This window comes from Kitasatospora sp. NPDC036934 (genome assembly GCF_055608425.1).
The window spans coordinates 1-18,430 of record NZ_JBVJQR010000002.1; the positions used below are offsets into that span (position 1 = coordinate 1).

Genomic DNA, 18,430 nt, shown 5'->3' on the forward strand with positions numbered 1-18,430 from the left:
GCCCTACCTCTATGCGTCCGCCGACCGGCGATCACCCGAACGAGACTCCCGTTCGATCGACACGTCCCACGAGCGGTACGACAACGGCTTCTCAGCCAGAGGGCGAGTCAGGCTCATCAACAGAACCATCAGTCACATCATCACTGTCAGAGGGTGGTGGGGAGGGCGGTGCGGGAGGTGATGCCGAGTTTCGGGTAGGCCTTGTAGAGGTGGTGGGCGACGGTGCGGGGGCTGAGGAAGAGCTGGGCGGCGATGTCGCGGTTGGTGAGGCCGGCGGCGGCGAGGCGGGCGATCTGGAGTTCCTGGGGGGTCAGGGGGTTCGGGGTGGTCAGGGGGGTCTGGGCCGGGGCGGGAGTGCCGGTGGCGGAGAGTTCGGTGCGGGCGCGGGTGGACCAGGGGTGGGCGCCGAGGCGGTCGAAGGTTTCCAGGGCGGCCGTGAGGTGGGGGCGGGCGTCGGTGCGGCGGCGGGTGCGGCGGAGCCATTCGCCGTAGAGCAGGGCGGTGCGGGCGTGCTCGAAGGGGCGGTTGGTGGTGGCGTGCAGCTCGAGGGCGGCGCGGTAGGCGGGTTCGGCGAGTTCGTCGGGGCCGAGCAGGGCCTGGCAGCGCAGGCGTAGGGCTTCGGCCCAGGGTCGGTCGGCGGCGCGGGTCCAGCGGGCGAAGCGCTCGTAGGGCTCGGCGGCACGGTCCGGGGTGCCGAGCCGGACGGCGGCTTCGACCAGGTCGGGAACGGCGCGGGTGGCGCTGACGTGGTGCCGGTGGGAGCCGGTGGTGAGGGCGTGCAGGCGGTCGGCGGCGCCGGCGGCGCGGCCCTGGCCGAGGTCGAGCAGGGCGAGTGCCCAGTGGGCCCAGGGGCGGCCGGCGGCGGGGGCGGCGGTCTGCGGGCCTGTGGTGGCGAGGGCGGCGGTGGCCAGTTCGGTGCAGCGTTCGGTGCGGCCGTCGAGGGCGGCCAGGTAGGCGAGCAGGGCGCCGAGTTGGCTGACCCACTGGTGCTGGCCGGTGTCCTGGGCGAGGACGAGTGCCTCGGTGGCGGTGAGTTCGGCGTCGGCGTGGCGCCCGTGGAAGAGTTCGGCCTCGGCGAGGAAGAACTGCAGGGTGGGCATCACTCCGAGGGTGCCCTTGGCGCGGGCTTCGGCAACGAGTTCGCCGCCGAGGTCGACGGTCTCCTCGTCGCGGCCGAGGACGAGGGTGGCGCCGCAGAGTTGGACCAGGTCGGCAGGGCTCTCGGCGCCGGCCCGGCGGGCGGCTTCGACGGCCTCCCGGGCGGGCGGCGGCGGGGTGGCGGTCCGGCCGAGGGCGGGGAGGACCACGGCGGGCAGGTAGCGGGCCAGCGGGGTGAGGGGGTCGCCGGCGGGCAGCGGGAGGGCGGCGAGCCGGTCGAGGACCTCGGCGACCGGCTCCTCCCCGGCGTACCAGGCGGCGTGGAAGGCCTGGACCAGCATCCGTGCGGCGTGGGCGGGTTCGACGGCCTCGGCAGCCGCGGCGGTGCCATCGGCGGCGAGGGCGAGGGCGGCGTCGGTCAGCAGCCGGTAGGCGGTCGGGTAGGAGCCGCGCCAGAAGTGCGCGGTGGCCCGGACGTGGTCCAGCAGGGCGTGCGCGAGAACGCTGTCGGTACGGGCGGCGGCCTCGTCGGCGAGCTCTTCGGCGCGCTCCAACTCGCCTTCCTCGGTGGCGGCTTCGGCGGCCAGGACGAGCCGACGGGTGGCGGCGTCGCGGTCGGGGGTGAGCCGGGCGGCGCGTTCGTAGGCGGCCGCGCCGCCGTGGCCGCCGCGACGGCCGGTGCGGATGGCGGTGCGTTCCAGCGCGTCGGCGAGGCCGGCGTCGGGGACGGTCGCGGCGAGGGCGAGGTGCCAGGTGCGGCGGTCGCCGTCGGGCAGTGCCCCGGCGATGGCACGGTGGACGGTCAGCCGCTGGTGGTGCGGGGCGCGTTGGAGGATCGCGGAGCGCAGCAGTGGGTGACGGAAGGCGATCCGGCGGTCGGGGGTGACGGTGACCAGGCCGGATTCCTCGGCAGGGGTGAGGTGTTCGGCACCGACGCCGAGCGCGGCCGCGGCGGGCAGCAGGACGTCCAGCTCACCGCTCTCCTCGGCGGCGGCGACCAGCAGCAGGGTCTGGGTGGCCGGGGGCAGCCCGGTGACCTGGCCGTGGAAGGCGATCAGCAGACGACTGGTGAGCGGCAGACCGCCCGCGGCGTGGGCCTGCGGTCCGGTGGCGACGGGGAGTTCGGTGAGGGCGAGCGGGTTCCCGGCGGCCTCGGCGAGCAGTCGGTCGCGGACGGCGGCGGGCAGGTCGGGGCCGGCCCGTTCGGCCAGCAGCCGGGTGGCGTCGGTGTCGGCCAGGGCGGCCACCCGTAGTTCGGGCAGGCCGAGCCGGTGGTCGGCGGGGGCGCCGGGTTCGGTGCGGGCGGCGAGCAGCAGGGCGACGCCTTCGGCCTGGAGGCGGCGGGCGGCGAGCAGCAGCGCGTCCAGGGAGGCGCGGTCCAGCCACTGGACGTCGTCGAGCACGCACAGCAGCGGCTGATCAGCGGCGAGTTCGGCGAGCATTCCGAGGGTGGCGAGGCCGACCAGCAGCCGGTCAGCGGGCGCTCCGCCCGGACCACCCGGACCGGCCGGACCGGCCGGAGGCGCGTCGCCGAGTCCGAACGCCGCCTCCAGGGCGCGCCGTTGCGGCCCGGGCAGGGCGTCCAATCGGTCCAGTCCGGGTGCCAACAGCAGGCTCAGCCCGGCGAAGGGCAGTTCGGCCTCGTACTCGACGCCCGCCGCCCGGATCACACGGAACGTCCGGCCCGCTCGCGCGACGGCGTCGTCCAGCAGGGCGGTCTTGCCGATCCCTGCCTCGCCCCGGAGCAGCAGCGCCCCGCTGCGGCCGGTCCGTGCCTGTGCCAACAGCCTGTCCACGGCGTCCTGTTCGTGTTCCCTCCCGTACAGCATGCCCCCGACCCTATCGAGCTGGTCGCCGGCGTTGCGGCACAACGGCCCACCTGAGCCGGGCGGATGCCACGGCTGAGCAGGCCGGGCGGGTACCGCCTACGTAGGCCGGGCGGGTACCTACGTACCCCCGTACCGATCCGTGACTGATTCGCCCGCCGGCGCCCGTCCGTACCTTTGTGAGCAGCGGGAACGAGCCGCCAACCACCCACCGCAACAAGGGAGATGACCATGACCGAGATCACCGCCGCCGCCCTCCAGCAGCTCGCCGAGCGCTACCTGGCGGTCTGGAACGAGACCGACCCGGCCGCCCGTCGCAAGCTGATCGACGAGGTGTGGGCCGAGGACGGCCGCTACACCGACCCGCTGGCCGCCGTGGTCGGCCGGGACGCGATCGACGCGCTGATCGGCGCCGCCCAGGCCCAGTTCCCGGGGCTGCGGTTCACCCTCGGCCCGGTGGACGCGCACCACGACATCGCCCGGTTCACCTGGAACCTCGGGCCGGACGGCGTCGAGCCGGTGGTGATCGGCTTCGACGTGCTGGCGGCCACCCCGGAGGGCCGGATCGGCACCGTGCACGGCTTCCTGGATCGCGTGCCGGGGGTCTGAGCCCTGGACGGACGTCCGTGCCAGACGGACGTACGCGTCAGACGGACGTACGTGCCAGAGGTCCGACGGGACGGGCGTGCCAGACGGACGGGCGCATCGGAGATGAGACGGACGTACGTGTCAGACGTACGTACGAACAAACCCCGGCGTCTGAGCCCCGGCCGGAGCGGGGCGCCGCACCCCCACGGCGGCGCCCCGCCCGCCCCGCCCGCCCCCCTGACACCCCCTGACACCCCCTGACAGCCCCGCAGTAGCGCCCCCTGGAGGAGAGCCCGAGATGAGCACCGCCCTGGACACCCGCCGCGTCGCGGCCGCATCGGCGGCACCGGCGGCCCCAGCCGCCCCCAGGGGCCTGCTGCCGGTCGTCCTGACCGCCACCTTCATGACCGCCCTCGACACCTTCGTCGTCAACGTCGCCGTCCCTTCCGTCCAGGCCGACCTGGGCGTGGGCCCGGCGGTCGTCCAGTGGGTGATGGCCGGCTTCGGCCTGGCCCTCGCCGTCGGGCTGGTCACGGCCGGCCGGCTGGGCGACCGTTACGGTCGGCGCCGGGTGTTCGCGCTCGGCCTGGCCCTGTTCACCCTCGCCTCGGCGGGCTGCGGCCTCGCCCCCACCGCTGCCACGCTGGTCGGCGCCCGGGTCGCGCAGGGCCTCGCGGCCGCGCTGATGGGCCCGCAGGTTCTGGCGATCCTGCGGATGGCGTTCGACGGCGCCGCACAGGCCCGGGCCTTCGCCCGGTACGGGCTGACCATGGGCATCGGCGCGGTGTTCGGCCAGCTGATCGGCGGGCTGCTGATCCGCGCGGACCTCTTCGGTCTCGGCTGGCGCAGCTGCTTCCTGATCAACCTGCCGATCGGCCTGGCCGCGCTGGCGGCCGTCCGTCGCTGCCTGCCGGAGTCGCGGGCCCCGCAGCGGCCGGGGCTGGACCCGGTCGGGGTAGTGCTGGTGACCGTCGCGCTGACCACCCTGGTGCTGCCGCTGATCCAGGGCCCGGGCCTCGACTGGCCGCTGTGGACGGTGCTCTGCCTGGCCGCAGCGGCCGTCCTGCTGGTCGCGTTCGCCGTCCACCAACACCGCGCCACCACCGCCACCACCGCCACTACCGCCGCCGCCACCACCGCCACCGGCACCGCCACCGCCGCCGCCGCCGCCACCACCACCGCCACCGCCACCGCCACCAGCACCGCCACTGCCACCGCCACCACCGCCACCGCCACCGCCACCGCCGGCACCGGCACCGCCGCCCCCACCCCGCTGGTCGACACCCGGCTGTTCCGCAGCCGGGCCTTCGGCACCGGGCTGCTCGCCCAGCTGGCCTTCTGGCTCGGCCAGGCCTCGTTCTTCCTGGTCCTCGCCCTGCACCTGCAGCTGGGCCGGGGGTTGGACGCGCTCGGCGCCGGGCTGGTGTTCACCGCGATCGGCCTCGGCTACCTGCTCACCTCGAACGCCACCCACCGGGTCACCGCCCGCGTCGGCGAGTCCCGAACGATCACCGTCGGCGGTCTGCTGATGGCCGTCGGACTGGGCCTGCTCGCCCTCGCCGCGTACGGCGCCGCGGACGGCACGGTGTGGTGGCTGGCGCCCGGGCTGTTCGTGGACGGCCTCGGCATGGGCCTGGTGATCGCCCCGGTCACCACCGTCGCCCTGGCGGCCGTCGAGCCGCAGCTGGCCGGTGCGGCGGCGGGGGTGGTGGCCACGGTGCAGCAGGTGGGCGGCGCCGTCGGGATCGCGCTGATCGGCCTGGTCTACTACGGCTCCGGCGACCCGACCGCGGCCTTCGGGCGCAGCGTGGCGGTGCTGGCGGTGCTGGAGCTGGTGCTGGTGGGCCTGGTCCGGCTGCTGCCGCGCCGTCCGTCAACGCCCGACCGGCTCGGCGGGTGAACACCTCACCGACCCACGGAGGCCAACACCCCGCCGACCCACGGAGGCCAACACCCCGCCGACCCACAGAGGCCAACACCCCGCGGGCACCGGGGGGAACGCCGCGAGGACGCGGGGCGGGCGGGGGTGAACCCCGCCCGCCCGTTCCGTACAGTCGCCCCGATCGGGTTGGATGGTCGGATGAGCGAGGAGAAGAACGCCGTACCGGCGTGGGAGCAGCGGTTCAGGGCGGCCCGGGTGTCGCTGCCGGACTGGGCCGAGGACGCCCCCGACCGGGCGCTGTACGTGTCCAACGCGACCGGCACCTACGAGGTCTACGCCTGGGACCGCGCCACCGGCGGCCACCGCCGGGTCACCGACCGCCCGAACGGCACCACCGACGCCGAGCTCTCCCCGGACGGCGACTGGATCTGGTGGTTCGACGACCACGACGGCGACGAGTTCGGCGTCTGGCGCCGCCAGCCCTTCGCGGGCGGCCCGGACGAGGAGGCCGTGCCCGGCCTCGCCGCCTCCTACTCGGCCGGCCTGGCGCTGGGCCGGGACGGCACGGTGGTCGTCGGCCGGTCCACCGACGAGGACGGCACCACCCTGCACCTGTGCCGCCCGGGCGCGGCCGAGCCGGTCGAGATCTACCGGCACGAGGAGTACGGCGGCGTCGGTGACCTCAGCCACGACGCCACCCTGCTCGCCATCGACCACACCGAGCACGGCGACGCGATGCACTCCGCCATCCGGGTGGTCAGGCTCACCGCGGCCGGGGTCGAGACCGTCGCCGAGCTGGACGAGGTCACCGGCCGGGACGAGCCGCGCGGCGTGGCCTGCCTGGGCTTCGCCCCGGTCGACGGCGACACCCGACTGCTGGTCGCCCACCAGCGCACCGGCCGCTGGGAGCCGATGATCTGGGACGTCGCCACCGGCGCCGAGACCGCCCTCCCGCTGCGCGACGAGCAGGGCCGTGAGCTGCCCGGCGACGTCTCCGCGCAGTGGCGCCCGGGCGCCGCGGAGCTGCTGGTCGAGCACGAGTACGAGGCGCGCAGCGAGCTGTTCACGTACTCCCTCGCGGACGGCCGGCTGACCCGCCTGGAGACCCCGCGCGGCACCGTCGGCGGCGCCACCGCCCGCCCGGACGGCACCGTCGAGTACCTGTGGTCCTCGGCCGCCGATCCCTCCGCGGTCCGCTCGACGGCCGGCGCGGTCGTGCTGCGGGCGCCCGGCCCGGTGCCGCCCGGCTCCGTCCCGGTCGAGGACGTCTGGGTGGACGGGCCCGGCGGGCGGGTGCACGCCCTGGTGCAGCGCCCGCGGACCGGCCCGGGCCCGTACCCGACGGTCTTCGAGATCCACGGCGGCCCGACCCACCACGACAGCGACTCGTTCGCGGCCGGCCCGGCGGCCTGGCTGGACCACGGCTTCGCGGTGGTCCGGGTCAACTACCGCGGCTCGACCGGCTACGGCCAGGCCTGGACCGACGCGCTGCACGAGCGGATCGGCCTGATCGAGCTGGAGGACATCGCGGCCGTCCGGGAGTGGGCGGTCGCCGACGGCCTGGCCGACCCCGACCGGCTGGTGCTCACCGGCGGCAGCTGGGGCGGCTATCTGACCCTGCTCGGCCTGGGAGTGCAGCCCGACAGCTGGTCGCTGGGCGTGGCCGCGGTGCCGGTGGCGGACTACCACACCGCGTACGCCGACGAGATGGAGGCGCTGAAGTCGCTGGACCGCACGCTCTTCGGTGGCACCCCGGAGGAGGTGCCGGAGCGCTTCACCGCCTCCTCGCCGCTGACCTACGTCGAGCAGGTGCGGGTGCCGGTGTACATCAGCGCCGGGGTCAACGACCCGCGCTGCCCGATCCGGCAGATCGAGAACTACGTCGAGCGGCTGGAGCAGCTCGACAAGCCGCACGAGGTGTACCGGTACGACGCCGGGCACGGCTCGCTGGTGGTGGAGGAGCGGATCAGGCAGCTGCGGCTGGAGATCGACTTCGTCCGGCGTCACCTCGGCCTTCCGGACGGCAGCACCGGAGGCGCTGGGTGAGACGTCTGCTGACGCTCGCGGGGGCGGCGGTGGCCGGGGTGCTGGTACTCAGCGGCTGCTCGGGCTCGCACGGTGACGAAGGGGCCTGCCCGCCACCCCCGGCTTCGATTGCGCCCAGGCCCGCGTCCGCCCCCGCGCCCACGCCCACGTCCACGCCCATGCCCGCGCCCACGCCCGCCGGCTCGGCGACCAAGGCGAGCGCGCTGGGGGCCGGGTCGTCGGTGGTCCGGGCGGAGTTCGCGCCGGGCACGACCGAGCCGGGTGCGGACGAGGATGTCGCCGAGCGCAGCGGGTCGCACGGCGGCTCGCACAGCGGGAGCGGCTCCACGGGGTCGTCCGGTTCCAAGGGCTCCGGGTCCAAGGGCTCGTCCGGGTCATCCGGCTCAAGCGGGTCAAGCGGGTCCTCCGGGACGTCAGGGTCGAGCGGCGGCGGCACCACGCACCACCACATCGACCACTACGGCACGACGGTCGGCACCGGCGGCCGCGGTCACTGCCGCGGCGGGAGCGAGCCGGCGGGTGACGACATGGCATCGCCGTTCGGTGACGATCCGAGTCCGGCGGCCCCGTCGCACTCCCCCACCGCGCCCGCGGCGCAGTCCCCCGCCACACCCACGGCCCAGGTGCCGGCCGCGACGCCGACCAAGCCGGCGCCCACGCCGCCTCCGGCCGGCAAGCCGGCCCGGTAGCCGGGGTCAGTCCAGGACCGGGTCCAGTCCCAGGGCCCGGTCCTGCGCCGCTTCCGCCGCCTGGCGCATCAGCCGGAACCACATGAAGATCACGAAGCCCGCGAAGACGAACCATTCCAGGGTGTAGCCCAGGTTCTGGAACGCCCGCAGGGTGAGTCCGTCGCCGCCCTGCGGCTGCACGGTCGGTACCGCGGTCAACCCGGCGGGCACCTGGTCTGCGGCCACCCAGCCGTCGTACCAGCCGTCGTACGCCAGCACGTTCAGCAGCGAGGCCCGGTTGATCATGCCGAGCTGTCCGGCGGGCAGGCCGCCCGCGACCGCGCCGTTGCTGCCCACCGCCTCGTTGGCCTGCAGCCGCCCGGTCACCGTGACCTGCCCGGTGGGCGCGGCCTCGACGGCGGCGGCGGACGCGGCGGCGGAGGCGGCACCAGGGGCGGTCCCGGACGGGTCGCCGGCCGCCCAGCCCCGCACCACGGCAACGGCGTGTCCGTCGGCGGTGCGCAGCGGGGTGAGCACGTAGTAGCCCTGCTTGCCGTCCAACATCCGGTTGGGGACGAGGAGTTGGTGCTCGGTGTCGTAGCTCCCGGTCACCGTGACGGGCTTGCCGACGGTCTCCGTGGTCACCTGCGGGGTGGCCGGGCCGAGCAGTGCGTCGATCGGCCGGGCTTCACTCGAAGCGGTGAGCGACTGCTTGGTCTCCTGGTGGGTGGAGACGCGGTCCTCGAACCGACCGAGCTGCCAGGAGCCCAACCAGACGCAGACCGCCACGGCCGCCACGGCCAGGGCGGTGCCGCCCAGCCAGCGCGGAGTCAGGAGGAACCGGTACACACCCCCCACGGTAACCACTCCTCACACCGGGCCGGACCACAGGGTCCGCCGCAGCGGGCCGCTCAGCCCGTCGCGGGCGCCCCGGTGGGCTGGGGCGCGGAGCCGCCCGCCGACTGCACCCCGCCCCGGTAGAGGGTGCCCCCGCAGTCGACCGGCAGCGAGGCGGTGGCGGCCACCGGACTGCCGGGGGCCGGGGTGTGGGCGATGGTGGCGGTGGCCGGCCCGCCGGTGGGCCCGCCGCTCGGGGTGGCCGTCGGGCTGGGCGCCGAGGTGGGTGCGGAGGTGGGCGAGGAGCTGGCCTGCGGGTTGGCGCTGGGCGCGGCCGAGGCGCCGCCGGCCGGGGCGGCGCCGGAGGAGCCGCGCGGGGCCTGGGTGGTCAGCGAGGCCTGGTTGACGCTGTTGGTCGGCGCGGTGGTGGCGCCGCCGGAGCTGCCGCAGCCCTGGTCCGGGATCCACGCGAACGGCACCCGGTACCCGGTCTGGGGTGCGAGCACCGGGGGTTCGGCGTCCATCGCGGGCAGGCTGGCGGCCGGGTCGCCGGGCGTGTGGTCGGCGGTGCGGACCCGGTTGCGGTCGGTGCCGTTGACCCCGGTGACGGCCACCGCGCCGGGCCCGCCGAGGCGGCAGCTGTGCCCGGAGACGTTGTACACGGTGAAGGAGCCGTAGATCCGGCCCTGGGAGTCCGCCGGGCCGAGCTGCGAGGCGCCCTGTCCGAGGTCCGTCCGGGTGCACAGCGGGACGATCCCGCCGTCCGCGGTGCCGGTGGCACCGGTGGGGGTGACGGCGCCGGGGCGGGTGGTGTCCGCGCCGGGGCTGGGTGAGGCGGTCCCGGAGGCCGTCGCGGGGCCGCTGCTCTGGCCGCCGGGGCCCGGGTGCGTGCCGGTGCCGGTGGTGCCGCCGCCGACGGCGCTGCCGCTGGGGGCCGCGAGGGTGGCGCCGTCGGCGTCCGCCGAGCCGGGCCCGCCGGAGAGCCCCAGGTGGTCGCCCTCGTGCAGGACGGGCAGGGCGATCGCGACCACCAGGGCCAGCGCCGCCGCTCCGGTCCAGGCCCCGCGCCGGACGGCCCGCCGCCGGGGTACGGCCTGCCGGATCCGGGGCAGGGCGCCGATCCCGGGTTGAATCCCGTCCACCGCGTGGTGCATGAGCCGGCGCAGCGCCCGTTCCTCGGCGGAGAGGTCCGGGAGGTCGTCGTCGGCGGGCCACTGCCTGGTGCCGTCAGCCATGTCCGGCCTCCATCTGGACCCGGAGGGCGGCGAGTCCGCGCGAGCCGTACGCCTTCACCGAACCGAGTGAGATGCCCAGGGTCTCGGCGACCTGCGCCTCCGTCATGTCCACGAAGTAACGCAGCACCAGAACCTCCCGCTGACGGCGTTGCAGACCCTTCAGCGCGGCCTTCAGCTGGTCGCGCTCCAAGGCATCGTAGGCACCTTCTTCTGCACTGGCCATGTCAGGCATCGGCTTCTGCAGCAGGCGCAGGCCGAGGATCCGGCGTCGCAGCGTGGAGCGCGACAGGTTGACCACCGTCTGTCGCAGGTAGGCCAGGGTCTTCTCGGGCTCGCGCACCCGGCGCCGGGCGGCGTGCACCCGGATGAAGGCCTCCTGCACGACGTCCTCACAGGTGGAGAGGTCGTCCAGGAGCAGCGCGGCGAGCCGCAGCAGGGAGCGGTAGTGCGCCTGGTAGGTCTCGGTGAGCAGGTCCTCGCTGGTACCCGCGTCGGTACCGGCACCGGAGTCCGCCGCACCGGGTGCGGCCGCGGTCATCTGGTCGTCTTCCGGCCTACTCGCAGCCCACGGAGTGCGCGACGGGAACACCACCACGGCTCTCGCCGGGATGCCCGCCGTTCCCCCCACCATCACGTTCGCCACGCCCGTTGGACACTCGATCCCCTGTCATGGTTGCCCAGCCCGGGGGCCATTCTTCCGCATCGGCGGAAGAGGCCTCCAGGGGATTCCCACGGGATTCCGGACAGATTGTGTCGAGGAGCGGACACAGGTCCGGACATCCTCGGGCACAAAGGGCCCTCCGGTACCGGCTGATGACGGATCCTGGAACTCCCCCGCCGTCAGCTCATCCCGTCTCAGGACCGCCCCCAGACCGCCCTCCTTCCGTCCCCGGACCGCCCCCGGACCGCCCCCGGACCGCCCCCGGACCGCCCCCGGACCGCCCCCAGCCAGGACCCGACCGCTCCCGGGCCGCCCTCAGCCAGTACCCGATCGCCCCCGGGCCGCCCTCAGACCGCCGGAACGGTCAGCTCGCCGGCCACCAGCTCGGCGATCTGCAGCAGGTTGAGCGCGGCCCCCTTGCGCAGGTTGTCACCACAGAGGAAGAGGTCGAGCGCATCCGGTTCGTCCAGCGCCCGGCGCACCCGCCCGACCCAGACCGGGTCGGTGCCGACCACGTCGTTCGGTGTGGGGAACTCCCCGGCCGCCGGGTCGTCGTAGAGGACCACCCCGGGCGTCTCGCGCAGGATGTCCTGCGCGTGCTCCTGGCTGACGTCGCGTTCGAAGCGGGCGTGCACGGCCAGCGCGTGGGTGCGGACCACCGGGATGCGCACGCAGGTCGCGGAGACCCGCAGCGCGGGCAGGCCGAGGACCTTGCGGGACTCGTCGCGCAGCCCGAGCTCCTGGGCGGACCAACCGCCCTCGCGCAGGCCGCCGGTCCAGGGCACGGCGTTGAGGGCGAGCGGGGCCGCGAACGGCCTCTCGTCGGCGATCACCGCGCGCAGGTCACCGGTCTGCCGGCCGACCTCGGTGCCGGCCACCAGCGCGGTCTGCTCGCGCAGCGCCGCGGTGCCGGCCCGGCCCTCGCCGCTGGCGGCCTGGTAGGTGGCGACCACGAGCTGCTCCAACCCGTACTCGGCGTGCAGCGCGCCGACCGCCGCGACCAGCGCCAGCGTGGGGCCGGCCGGACTGGCCACGATGCCGCGCGGCCGGATGCGCAGCGCAGCCGCGTTGACCTCGGGGACGACCAGCGGGACGTCCCCGGCGGTACGGAAGGCGGCCGAGTCGTCGACCACCACGATGCCCTTGGCCGCCGCGATCGGCGCCCACTGGGCGGACACCTCGTCGGGGACGGCGAACACGGCGACGTCGATCCCCGCGAAGGCCTCCTCGGTCAGCGGGACGACCGGGACCGGCTCCCCGCGCACCACCGGCGTACGGCCGGCCGAGCGAGGGGAGGCGATCAGCCGGACCTCGCCCCAGACGTCCTGCCTGAGCGAGAGCAGGCCGAGCAGCACCTCGCCGACCGCGCCGGTGGCGCCGACGACGGCGAGGTTCGGACGCCAGGTCACCGCCCGGTGCCCCCGCCCGGCTGCCGGGTCATCGACCGGTGCCGCCGTAGACGACGGCCTCGTCGCTCTCGCTGTCCAGACCGAAGGCGCTGTGCACGGCGCGGACCGCCTCCGGCACGTCGTCGGCGCGGGTGACCACTGAGATGCGGATCTCCGAGGTGGAGATCAGCTCGATGTTGACGCCCGCGGCGGACAGCGCCTCGAAGAAGTTCGCCGTGACGCCCGGGTTGGAGCGCATGCCGGCGCCGACCAGCGAGATCTTGCCGATCGCGTCGTCGTAGCGCAGCGACTCGTAGCCGATGCCCTCCTTGACCCGGCCGAGCGCGTCGATGGCCTTCTGGCCCTCGGTCTTCGGCAGGGTGAAGGAGATGTCGGTCAGGCCGGTCGAGGCGGCGGAGACGTTCTGCACCACCATGTCGATGTTGACCTCGGCATCGGCGATGGCACGGAAGATGCGCGCGGCCTCGCCCGGCTTGTCGGGCACGCCGACGACCGTGACCTTGGCCTCGGAGGTGTCGTGGGCGACCCCGGAGATGATGGCCTGCTCCATCTCGCCCCCTTCGGGCTTGTTCGGGTTGTCGTTGCTGACGATCGTCCCGGGAAGACCCGAGAAGGACGAGCGTACGTGAATCGGGATGTTGTAGCGGCGGGCGTACTCCACACAGCGGTCGAGCAGCACCTTGGAACCGGACGAGGCCAGCTCCAGCATGTCCTCGTAGGCGATCCAGTCGATCTTGCGGGCCTTCTTCACCACGCGCGGGTCGGCGGTGAACACGCCGTCCACGTCGGTGTAGATCTCGCAGACCTCGGCCCTGAGCGCGGCGGCCAGCGCGACGGCGGTGGTGTCCGAGCCGCCGCGGCCCAGCGTGGTGATGTCCTTGCTGCTCTGGGACACGCCCTGGAAGCCGGCCACGATCGCGATGTTGCCCTCGTCCAGGGCGGTCCGGATGCGGCCCGGCGTCACGTCGATGATGCGCGCCTTGTTGTGGACGGAGTCGGTGATGACACCGGCCTGACTGCCCGTGAAGGACTGGGCCTCGTGCCCGAGGGATTTGATCGCCATGGCCAGCAGCGCCATGGAGATGCGCTCTCCAGCGGTCAGCAGCATGTCGAACTCACGGCCGGCAGGAAGCGGTGACACCTGCTCCGCGAGTTCGATGAGCTCGTCCGTCGTGTCGCCCATCGCGGACACCACGACGACGACCTCATGGCCGGCCTTCTTGGCGTCAACGATTCGACGGGCAACGCGCTTGATGCCTTCGGCATCCGCAACGGATGAGCCGCCGTACTTCTGCACGACAAGGCCCACGTGCGCTCCTCGACTAGTGTCGTTTTCCGGGGGCTCCAAGCCCCCGTACCCCCGGGGGAAAGGGGGGTGCGGTCCGCGCCAGTCTACCGAGCAGGGGTGCTCCGACCGGCGCTTTCCATATGATGAGACGGCCGTTTCAGCACGTGGGCGGTGGTACGGGCGGTGCCACCGGCAGGTCTGCGGGGCGTCCGGCGCCGCTCCGAAGAATCCTCGGACGAATGCCCGCTGCCGCGGCCGGATTTCTTTTCCGGGCGGATTGCTGAGGCATTCGTCACAATCACCGAACGCCCGGGACCGTGGTCGGTCCAGGGCGTTCGGGGCGGCGGGCCTGCGGCCGTCGGGCCGCGGGTCGGCGGCGTTCGGGGCGGCGGATCAGCGGCGTTCGGGGCGGCGGATCAGCGGCCGAGGCCGAGTTCGGCCGCCATCAGGTCGCCCGCCTGCTGCTCCAGCTGCTCGTCGGTGAGCCCGTCGTCGTCGATGTCCGCGCCGTCCGGCGCCGCACCGATCGGGCTGTCCAGCCGGACGTGGGCGATCAGCGACTGCAGCGCCCGCAGCACCGCCGTGCAGGTCGTGCCCCAGTTGGAGAGGTACGAGAACTGCCACCACCACAGCGCCTCGCTGACCCGGCCCTCGCGGTAGTGGGTCAGACCGTGCTGGAGCTCGCTGACCACGCCCGCCAGGTCGTCCGAGATCCGGAAGGCGTTCGGCTTCTCCGGCGGGCCGTACGGGTCGAAGACCTCGTGGTAGACGTCGATCGGCGCGAGCAGCCCGGCGAGGCGCTCGCGCAGCTGCTCGCCGTCCGGCTCCGGGCCGGCGTCGGGCTCGAAGCGGTCCTCCGGGACGACGTCCTCGATGGCGCCCAGCCGGCCGCCGGCCAGCAGCAGCTGCGAGACCTCCAGGAGCAGCAGCGAGACCGCGCTGCCCGGTTCGTCGCCCTTGGCGACCTCGGTGACGGCGAGCACGAAACTCTCCACCGAGTCGGCGATCTGCACGGCGAAGTCGTCCGGCTCGGAGCCGCGGCCGTGGGTGTGCGGGGCGTGGCCCTCCGGCTCCGGATGGAGCTGCGGGCCGTGGGGCTGCTGGTTGATCGTCCGGTCAGACATCGAGCAGTCGTCTCCCTTCGAAGGCGCGGCCGAGGGTGACCTCGTCCGCGTACTCCAAGTCCCCGCCGACGGGCAGTCCGCTCGCCAGCCGGGTCACCTTCAGGCCCATCGGCTTGCAGAGCCGGGCCAGGTAGGTGGCGGTCGCCTCCCCCTCCAGGTTGGGGTCGGTGGCCAGGATCAGCTCGGTGACCGTACCGTCCGCGAGGCGCGCGAGCAGCTCGCGGATGCGCAGGTCGTCCGGGCCGACGCCCTCGATGGGGCTGATCGCGCCGCCCAGCACGTGGTAGCGACCGCGGAACTCACGGGTGCGCTCGATGGCGACGACGTCCTTGGGCTCCTCGACCACGCAGATGATGCCGAGGTCGCGGCGCGGGTCCAGGCAGACCCGGCACTGCTCGGCCTCCGCGACGTTGCCGCAGACCGCGCAGAAGCGGACCTTGTCCTTGACCTCCAGCAGCGCGTGCGCCAGGCGGCGCACGTCGACCGGGTCGGACTGCAACACGTGGAAGGCGATCCGCTGGGCGCTCTTGGGCCCGACGCCGGGCAGCCTGCCCAGTTCGTCGATCAGGTCCTGAACCACGCCCTCGTACACGTCACGCCTTCCCTCGGATGGTCGGTGGTGCTCCGGTGCCATCATCCAACGAATCGGGCGTCGGACACACCGGCCGACGCCCGACTCCCATCGAAATCACATGGATCTATCGTCTGAACTTCAGATCCATTCAGGCCCATTCAGACCCAGAAGTGAACTCCAGACCTAGAACGGCAGGCCGGGGATGCCGCCGCCCATGCCCTGGGTGAGCGGACCCATCCGCTCGGCCTGCATCTTCTGGGCCGCCTGGCTGGCGTCCCGGACGGCCGCCAGGATCAGGTCGGCCAGGGTCTCGGTGTCCTCCGGGTCGACCGCGGCCGGGGCGATGGTCAGCGCCACCAGCTCACCCGAACCCGTCACCGTCGCCTCGACCAGACCGCCGCCGGCCGTACCGTTCACCTTCGCCTCGGCCAGCTCCTGCTGGGCCTTCGCGAGCTCCTGCTGCATCTTCTGCGCCTGCTTGAGCAGCTGCTGCATGTTGGGCTGACCACCACCGGGGAACACGGCTCACTCCTTGCTGTCACACGGTTCGTCGTTCGTCGCCGTCGAGCCTACGGGCCCGGGGCCCGCTCAGTTGCCGCGGTGGTGGATCTCCTCCAGCACCGTGGCACCCAGCTCGCGGATGATCAGCTCCTGGCCGGAGAACGCCTCCTCGTTGAGGTCCGGGTCGTCCTCCTCCGGGATGTCGTCCTCCGGGGCCACCGACTGCACCGGGCGGGCCGGGGGCGCCTGCGGCGGCGGGGCCTGCACCGGCGCGGGGGCCGGGGCCTGCGGCGACGGCTGCGGCGGCGCCTGGACCGGGGCCGGAGCCTGCGCCTGCACCGGGGCGGGGGCGGCCACCGGCGGCGCGACGGCCGCCGGACGCGCCGGGGCACCCCAGCCGCCACCGGCCGGGGCGGCCGCGGCCGGTGCCGCACCGGCACCGGCACCCGGGTTTCCGGACGGGTCGACGATGCACTCGATCCGCCAGTCCACGCCCAGCGCGTCGGACAGCGCCTGGCGCAGCACGTCGTCGCTGTTGCTGCCGACGAAGCTGTCCCGGGCGCCCGCGTTGATGAACGAGACCTGGAGCGTGCTGCCGTCGAACCCGGCCACCTGGCCGTTCTGGCTCAGCAGGATCCAGGTGAAGCGGCGGCGGTTCTTCACCGCCTCCAGGATCTGCGGCCACAGCTGCCGGACCTGCCCGGCACCCTGCTGCGCGGCCGCGGACGGCTGGCCGCCGGGAGCCGGGGCCTGCTGGACCGGCGGCGGGGGCGGAGTGGGCGCGGGCTGGGCGGCAGCCTGCGGCTGAGGGGTGGGTACGGCGGTGGCAGCGGCAGGAGCGGGCGCGGGGGCCGGGGCACCGCCGACGGGCGGGAAGCTGCGCGGGATCGGCCAGGCGCCCGGGGCGGACCCGGCGGAGGCCGGGGGCGCGGGGGCCTGTGCGGGCGCCTGTACGGAGGCGGGCGCCGCTGCGACCGGCGCGGCGACGGGCGCGGGCGCCGGGGCGGGCGCGGGGGCGGGGGCGGGCACCTCCGCCGGCGGGGCCATCGGTACGCCCACGGGCGGGGCCATCGGGGCCGCCATCCCGGCCGACGCCATCCCGGCCGGTGCGGCGAATCCGCCCGCGGCCGCCCGGCGCTCCAGCTTGTCCAGGCGCGCCTGCAGCGACAGCTCGTCGCTGTACGCGCCCGGCAGCATCACCCGGGCGCAGATCAGCTCCAGCTGGAGCCGCGGCGCCGCGTTGCCGCGCATCTCGGTCAGCCCGGTGTTGACGAGGTCGGCGGCCCGGCTCAGCTCGGCCGCGCCGAACGCGTCCGCCTGCGCCTGCATCACCGCGACCCGGTCGGCCGGGGCGTCGATCAGCCCCTTCTCCCCCGCCTCCGGCACGGTGGCGAGGATCACCAGGTCGCGCAGCCGCTCCAGCAGGTCGGTGACGAAGCGGCGAGGGTCGTGCCCGCCCTCGACCACCCGGTCGATCACCTGGAACACCGTCGCCCCGTCGTGCGCGGCGAAGGCGTCCACCACCTCGTCCAGCAGCGCCGAGTCGGTGTACCCGAGCAGCGCCGTCGCCATCTGGTAGGTGACGCCGCCCTCGGCGGCACCGGCCAGCAGCTGGTCCATGACCGACATCGAGTCACGCACCGAGCCCGCACCGGCCCGCACCACCAGCGGGAACACCGAGTCCTCGACCTGGATGCCCTCGCGGCCGCAGACGTCCGCCAGGTAGTCGCGCAGCGTGCCTGGCGGGACCAGCCGGAACGGGTAGTGGTGGGTGCGGGACCGGATCGTCCCGATCACCTTCTCCGGCTCGGTGGTCGCGAAGATGAACTTGAGGTGCTCCGGCGGCTCCTCCACCACCTTGAGCAGCGCGTTGAACCCGGCCGAGGTCACCATGTGCGCCTCGTCCAGGATGAAGATCTTGTACCGGCTGTGCACCGGCGCGAAGAAGGCCCGCTCGCGCAGCTCGCGCGCGTCGTCCACACCACCGTGCGAGGCGGCGTCGATCTCGATCACGTCGATCGAGCCGGGCCCGCCGGTCGCGAGGTCCCGACAGGACTGGCACTCCCCGCAGGGCGTCGGCGTCGGCCCCTGTTCGCAGTTCAGGCAGCGGGCCAGGATGCGTGCGCTCGTCGTCTTGCCACAGCCACGCGGCCCGCTGAACAGGTAGGCGTGGTTGACCCTGTTGTTGCGCAGGGCCTGCTGGAGCGGAGCGGTCACGTGCTCCTGCCCGATGACCTCCGCGAAGGTCTCGGGGCGGTAGCGGCGGTACAGGGCTAGGGACACACCACCGACGATATCGGGACGGGCCGACAAACGCGGCACCCCTTAGCCCCGGGCCCGCAGGCCCCGGGAACGCAAAGACCCCCCGTGCACCCGCCAGAGCCCTCCTACCCTTGCTGCCTTCCGGCCCTGGGGGGGTTCAGAGAGATGACGCCACACGAGGGGCTGACCCCCACACTACCGGATCCCGGCCCCCACGATCCACAGGCCACCCCCGCCCTCCTGCCTGCGGGATAGCTGGTCGCGAGCACCCCGAAACATGTACTAAGCTCTCCCACGGAGGATTCGCCTAGAGGCCTAGGGCGCACGCTTGGAAAGCGTGTTGGGGGCAACCCCTCACGAGTTCGAATCTCGTATCCTCCGCCTTTGCCTAGCAAGGCAGTTGAAGGCCCCGACCGGGTTCCCGGTCGGGG

The 18,430-nt window shown here is 74.3% G+C and carries 13 protein-coding genes, 1 tRNA gene and 1 other RNA gene; 4 read left to right on the forward strand and 11 right to left on the reverse strand.

The window, feature by feature from the left end:
• Positions 1–146 precede the first annotated feature (146 nt).
• Positions 147–2,927 carry an ATP-binding protein gene (locus tag ACZ7BZ_RS02715; RefSeq protein WP_470356810.1) on the reverse strand — a complete coding sequence of 927 codons (2,781 nt, stop codon included), beginning with the start codon at positions 2,925–2,927 and terminating at the stop codon, positions 147–149.
• 228 nt (positions 2,928–3,155) lie between these two features.
• On the opposite strand from ACZ7BZ_RS02715, the gene ACZ7BZ_RS02720 reads away from it, so the two are divergent.
• From ACZ7BZ_RS02720 to ACZ7BZ_RS02730, 3 genes are all read left to right on the forward strand, one after another.
• Positions 3,156–3,533, forward strand: a complete 378-nt coding sequence (locus ACZ7BZ_RS02720) for a nuclear transport factor 2 family protein (protein ID WP_470356811.1) — start codon at positions 3,156–3,158, stop codon at positions 3,531–3,533.
• A 277-nt stretch (positions 3,534–3,810) separates the two neighbouring features.
• Entirely contained in the window at positions 3,811–5,412 is a 1,602-nt protein-coding gene (locus tag ACZ7BZ_RS02725; RefSeq protein ID WP_470356812.1) for an MFS transporter, read from the forward strand.
• 180 nt (positions 5,413–5,592) lie between these two features.
• Positions 5,593–7,440 carry a S9 family peptidase gene (locus tag ACZ7BZ_RS02730; RefSeq protein ID WP_470356813.1) on the forward strand — a complete coding sequence of 616 codons (1,848 nt, stop codon included), beginning with the start codon at positions 5,593–5,595 and terminating at the stop codon, positions 7,438–7,440.
• A 695-nt stretch (positions 7,441–8,135) separates the two neighbouring features.
• Here ACZ7BZ_RS02730 and ACZ7BZ_RS02735 read toward each other — a convergent pair.
• The 10 genes from ACZ7BZ_RS02735 to ffs form a co-directional block, all read right to left on the reverse strand.
• On the reverse strand, positions 8,136–8,957 hold the full coding sequence (locus ACZ7BZ_RS02735) for an SURF1 family protein (RefSeq protein ID WP_470356814.1): 822 nt from the start codon (positions 8,955–8,957) through the stop codon (positions 8,136–8,138).
• A 62-nt stretch (positions 8,958–9,019) separates the two neighbouring features.
• On the reverse strand, positions 9,020–10,180 hold the full coding sequence (locus ACZ7BZ_RS02740) for a hypothetical protein (RefSeq protein WP_470356815.1): 1,161 nt from the start codon (positions 10,178–10,180) through the stop codon (positions 9,020–9,022).
• Positions 10,173–10,718: a SigE family RNA polymerase sigma factor gene (locus ACZ7BZ_RS02745; protein ID WP_363430186.1), complete on the reverse strand. Its 546-nt coding sequence runs from the start codon at positions 10,716–10,718 to the stop codon at positions 10,173–10,175. The genes ACZ7BZ_RS02740 and ACZ7BZ_RS02745 overlap by 8 nt, the downstream gene beginning before the upstream one ends.
• 470 nt (positions 10,719–11,188) lie before the next feature.
• Positions 11,189–12,250 carry an aspartate-semialdehyde dehydrogenase gene (locus tag ACZ7BZ_RS02750; RefSeq protein WP_470356816.1) on the reverse strand — a complete coding sequence of 354 codons (1,062 nt, stop codon included), beginning with the start codon at positions 12,248–12,250 and terminating at the stop codon, positions 11,189–11,191.
• A gap of 28 nt (positions 12,251–12,278) precedes the next feature.
• On the reverse strand, positions 12,279–13,559 hold the full coding sequence (locus ACZ7BZ_RS02755; RefSeq protein WP_188307118.1) for an aspartate kinase: 1,281 nt from the start codon (positions 13,557–13,559) through the stop codon (positions 12,279–12,281).
• A gap of 395 nt (positions 13,560–13,954) precedes the next feature.
• Entirely contained in the window at positions 13,955–14,662 is a 708-nt protein-coding gene (locus tag ACZ7BZ_RS02760; RefSeq protein WP_470356817.1) for a DUF5063 domain-containing protein, read from the reverse strand.
• A complete protein-coding gene (gene recR, locus ACZ7BZ_RS02765) occupies positions 14,655–15,254 on the reverse strand; it encodes a recombination mediator RecR (RefSeq protein WP_470356818.1) in 600 nt (199 codons plus the stop codon). The genes ACZ7BZ_RS02760 and recR overlap by 8 nt, the downstream gene beginning before the upstream one ends.
• Before the next feature lie 165 nt (positions 15,255–15,419).
• A complete protein-coding gene (locus tag ACZ7BZ_RS02770; RefSeq protein WP_380451232.1) occupies positions 15,420–15,758 on the reverse strand; it encodes a YbaB/EbfC family nucleoid-associated protein in 339 nt (112 codons plus the stop codon).
• A 66-nt stretch (positions 15,759–15,824) separates the two neighbouring features.
• The gene (locus ACZ7BZ_RS02775; RefSeq protein ID WP_470356819.1) at positions 15,825–18,020 is read right to left on the reverse strand and encodes a DNA polymerase III subunit gamma and tau; all 2,196 of its coding nucleotides are present in this window, start codon (positions 18,018–18,020) and stop codon (positions 15,825–15,827) included.
• 70 nt (positions 18,021–18,090) lie between these two features.
• Positions 18,091–18,187: signal recognition particle sRNA small type (gene ffs / locus ACZ7BZ_RS02780), an RNA gene on the reverse strand.
• A 108-nt stretch (positions 18,188–18,295) separates the two neighbouring features.
• Here ffs and ACZ7BZ_RS02785 point away from each other — a divergent pair.
• Positions 18,296–18,380 (forward strand) — tRNA-Ser (locus ACZ7BZ_RS02785).
• Positions 18,381–18,430: the final 50 nt, after the last annotated feature.